This window comes from Ferroglobus sp. (assembly GCF_015521575.1).
Taxonomy (GTDB): domain Archaea; phylum Halobacteriota; class Archaeoglobi; order Archaeoglobales; family Archaeoglobaceae; genus Ferroglobus.
The window spans coordinates 1-4,383 of record NZ_WANY01000036.1; the positions used below are offsets into that span (position 1 = coordinate 1).

Genomic DNA, 4,383 nt, shown 5'->3' on the forward strand with positions numbered 1-4,383 from the left:
CCTGTGGTGTTGTACGTACGTATCTACCCTCACCAAGAATGCTTTTCTCTAAATCAGACTTTTTTGTTTGGAAATATTCCAACAAATAATTATCATCTGGCTCAAATTTGTAAAAAAATAATACCAATAAGATTAGCAGTGCAGCTAAGAAGAATACAGCCTTCTTTACTGCCATGGTTATGTATTTTAGCATTAATAATAAGAAATTTTTCGCCGTTTTAATCAGATTATAACTCCCAAACTTTATCATCTGATGAAAAAAATATTATTCACCAATTTCGATGAAGCTGAGAAAGCTTATAGAAGGGCTTAATCTCTTTGAGAGGGAAATTCTCACACAGCAGTTTGGAAGTGGATAAAGAAGCTTGAAGAAAAGCTACCAATTTCAACTGAGAAGAAGAAAAGAAATCTCATAGCGATAAATGAATTAGTTCTAAAGATTAGAGAATTCTACTCTGATAATAAAGAACATTGACTCACAGCGCATTCTAATCATTTATCTGGTGTTTGTCCCTTAAGTTGCCATCCTCTCTCCTGACCATTTAAAATGAGAGTTACGAGGACAAGAAATAAAAGCTCCAGAAAAAACAATAAGATGTGAGATTTGCACACCTTGCCGATGCCCATCTGGGATACAAACAGTACGGTAGCGAAGAAAGAATGAGGGATTTCGCTCAGGCGTTTAAAAATGCAATTGAGTTCGCTTTGAGCAAAAACGTTGATTTCATAATCATAGCGGGCGACCTCTTCCACAAGAAAAGCGAGATGGATCCCATAACCCTCGCTCAGGCTACTAAGGTTTTGGAGAAGGTAAACGTGCCGGTAATTGCTGTGGAAGGAAATCACGACGCAAGTTATTTTAGAGAGCGCTTCACGTGGCTCGATTATTTGGCTGCGGAAAACTACCTGATTAATCTCAAGCCAAACTTCGATGAGGGAATAGTTTTGGAAGAGTGGAACGGGCAGAACGGATCTTATGTCGACGTAGGTGAGGCGAGAATTTACGGACTAAAGTATTTCGGAGCGTTAACGGAAAAAGTTCTCTCCGATTACTTGCCAAGAATTAAAAAGGACGGCTTTACAATATTCGTTTCCCACTTCGGAGTGGAAAAGTACATGGACATCTACGGTTGCATAAGTTCTGAAATCTTGCACAGGCATAGAAACAAGATCGACTACGTTGCTTTGGGGCACATCCACATGAAGTACGTCGAAGACGATTACATTTTCAATCCGGGAAGTCTGGAAAGTTGCGACGCAAGAGAAAGCTTTTTCGAGAAGGGAATGTTCATAGTCGACGTCGACGATGAAGTTAGCTACGTTCACGAAAAGAGCTTTTACACCCCGAGAACCTTCAGATTTCTTGAGTACGAGTTTAAAAGTTCCGATTTGAGGGAGTTCAAGGAGTTTCTCGTTAAAAACAAAGGTAAAGGCAAGGAAGTCGTAATTCTGAAAATTAAGTATAGGGTTAAAGGCATCGTCGATGAGGAGAAAGTGGAGAAAATTGCTAAAGAAGTTCTTTCACCCCTCGTTCTTAAAGTCGAATGGTTGCCTGAAGTTTCCACCTACGACGTGAAGATTTCAGATTATTCAAGTAGAGCCGAAATCGAAAGAGGAGTTTTAAAGCAGCTTTTATCGAGATTCGGCTATGAAGACTTGGCTGATGACGTGTTGAAGCTCAAAGAACTTCTTGCAGATAAAAAAGTTGAGGACGCCTTCAGCTTAATAGACGATCTCGTTAAAGTCGGAAAAAGGGAAGTTAAGAGAGTAGAAAGAGAGGTCAAGGAGGCTGAGAAAGAAGTAGAGGAGGAAGTTTGGGACTGGAGGAAAGCGTATGATCAGAGAAGTTTACCTCGAAAACGTAAAAAGTTATAGCAGGCAGAGAATAGAGTTTACGGAAGGTATTAATGCGATAATAGGTAGAAACGGTGCCGGAAAAACAACAATCCTTGAAGCTATAGGATTTGCGCTCTTCGATCATCTTCCCTACAACATCTCGGATTTCGTTAGAAGAGGGGAAAAGAGAGCGGAAATAAGAGTTAAATTCGTCAGTCCCCTTGACGAAAGGGAATACGTAGCCGTGAGGAAAATTGAAGGGGGAAAAACAACCCACTACTACATAGAGGACCTCGAACTTGGGAGAGTTGCAAGCGGAGTCAGAGATGTTACGGAATGGGTAAAACAACATTTCAAACTTGAGGTTTCTCCAAGGGAGATCTTCGAGAATGCAATAGGCGTTTCTCAGGGAAATATAATTTCGCACTTCATTGCCCAACCGTCCGTTAGGAGAGAGGTATTCACGCCGCTGCTCGGAATCGAAAGATACAAGAAAGCCTATGAAAACGCAAGGGAAATCGTTAGATTTTACGAAACGAAAATTCACGAGATCGAAAGGGAGATGAGCTACCTAAAGGCTAAGATCGAGAATAAGGACAGGCTTATTTCAGCTTTAAACTCCGCAAAAAAGGAAATTGAGGAGCTAAAAAAGAGAAAAGAAGAGATTCGAAAAAGAAGGGTTGAGATCGAAAATAGAAGGAACGAATTGAACAGGTTGAAAAGTGAGCTTGAAAGTCTCCTTTTCCGAAAATCGGAGATTTCAAAAGAGGTTAACCTCATCGCTCCAGAAGTCGAAAAGCTGAAAAATCAGCTTGAAGAAATCAAAAATCTCGAAGCGGAGATTGAAAGGCTAAAAAGCGACTACGAAAAATATTTGGAAGCCGAAAGCAAAATTAAAGAGAAAAGAGAAGTTCTCGAAAAAATTTCGAAGAAAAGAGATGAGCTGATAAAGATCTCCGAAAGCTGCAAAGCTATAGAGGAGAGAATCAGAGAAGCCTCCAATGAGGCTGAAAGGATAAAGAAAAGTTTGAGAGATCTCGAAGGGATTGAAGAACTCGCGAAAAAAGAAGAGGAGCTAAAGAAAGAGCTTGAAAGACTAAAAGCTCTGGAAAGTGAGTTAAAAGCCCTTGAAAACCATTTAAAGAGTTTAATGAAAAGTTACGACGAAAAAAGAGAGGAATTGCTAAGATTAAAGAGAGCCGAAGAAAGGCTTGGAAAAATTAGGGGACAAATCACCAAACTTGCTAACGTTAAAGAGCTATACTTAAAAGCGTTGGACAAGAGGAGCAAAATTAAAAGCAGGATAGAAGAGCTGCAAAAACAAAAAAGAGAAGCTGAAAAAGGCTTTTGTCCGATAATTGATGAGAACTGCGATAGAATCGTAGAATACGCCAAGAACATCGAAGATGAAATCAAAAATCTCCTCCAGAAACTTGAAAAGCTCGAAGAAAAATTTGAAAGGCTCGAAAAAGCTCTGAAACATCTTGAAGAGTTGGAAAAAGAAGAAAAAGTTTTGATGAGCGAATTGAAGAAAAAAGAGGCTGTGGAGAGATCCGTTAAAGACCTTGAGGAGAGCATAGGGAGGTTGAAGAACGAGTTGGATAAAAAGAGAAAGGAACTTGAAAAAAGAGAGGCGCTTGAAGAAGAGTTGAAAAAAGTGGCTGGAAGCGTTCAAAAGCTTGGAGAAAAAAGAAAGCTTGAGGAACGATTGAAAGAGGTGGAAAGATTAAAAGAAGAGCTCGAAGAAGAGCTGTCCGATAAAAAGGAGAAGTTGAAGAACTTCGAAAAAATTGAGAAAGCGTACGAGGAGCTAAAGAGATTTCTCGAAAAATTGGAGAAAGTTTTGGAGGAGAAAAGGGAAAGCTACGAGAGATACATTCTCTGTCAGGAAAAAGTCAAAGAAAAAGAGAGAATCGAGGCTGAGCTAAAACAAAAGGTTAAAAGGCTAAAAGATCTTGAAAGCGAAGGTAAAGAGGTCGAAAGCAGAATCGAGAGTATAAAAAAGGTGTACAAAGAAGAGGAGTTGGAAGAAGTTGAAAACACGCTCAAAGAGATAAACCTCGAACTCGGAAAGCTTGAAGGGAAAGTTGGTCAGCTGGAAAAAAGCGTTAAGGATCTGGAAAAAGAGCTTGAGGATTTAAAGGAGAGCGAGGAGAAATTTGAAGATCTAAAAGGGAAATCGAAGGAATTGAAGAAGAAACTTGAGTTCGTTAACCTCGTTAGGGAGATTTTAAAAGAGGCGATTCCTCAAATGATAAAAGCGTACACAGAAGCAATTTCCGTGGAAGCTAACAGGATATTCTGCGAGATCATGGACGACTTCTCGTGGCAAATAGAACTAACTGAAGATTTCGGAATTAAAGCGAAATATATGGGGAGAGAGATTAGCTTTCAGCAAATGAGCGGTGGGGAGCAGGTTGTTGCGGCTTTGTCAGTTAGACTTGCTCTTCTGAAGTTCTTGTCCTCTGCTGGAGTTGTATTTTTTGACGAACCAACCCAGAACATGGATGAAGAAAGGAGAAGGAATTTCGCAAGGCAGATCACGAA

2 protein-coding genes are annotated in these 4,383 nt (G+C 39.9%); both read left to right on the forward strand.

Annotated features, from left to right (window positions below):
• The first annotated feature begins 597 nt into the window (after positions 1–597).
• Entirely contained in the window at positions 598–1,875 is a 1,278-nt protein-coding gene (locus tag F7C14_RS01405) for an exonuclease SbcCD subunit D (protein WP_290899085.1), read from the forward strand.
• On the forward strand, positions 1,835–4,383 hold a 2,549-nt coding region (locus F7C14_RS01410), incomplete at its 3' end, for an AAA family ATPase (protein WP_290899088.1). The genes F7C14_RS01405 and F7C14_RS01410, both read left to right, overlap by 41 nt.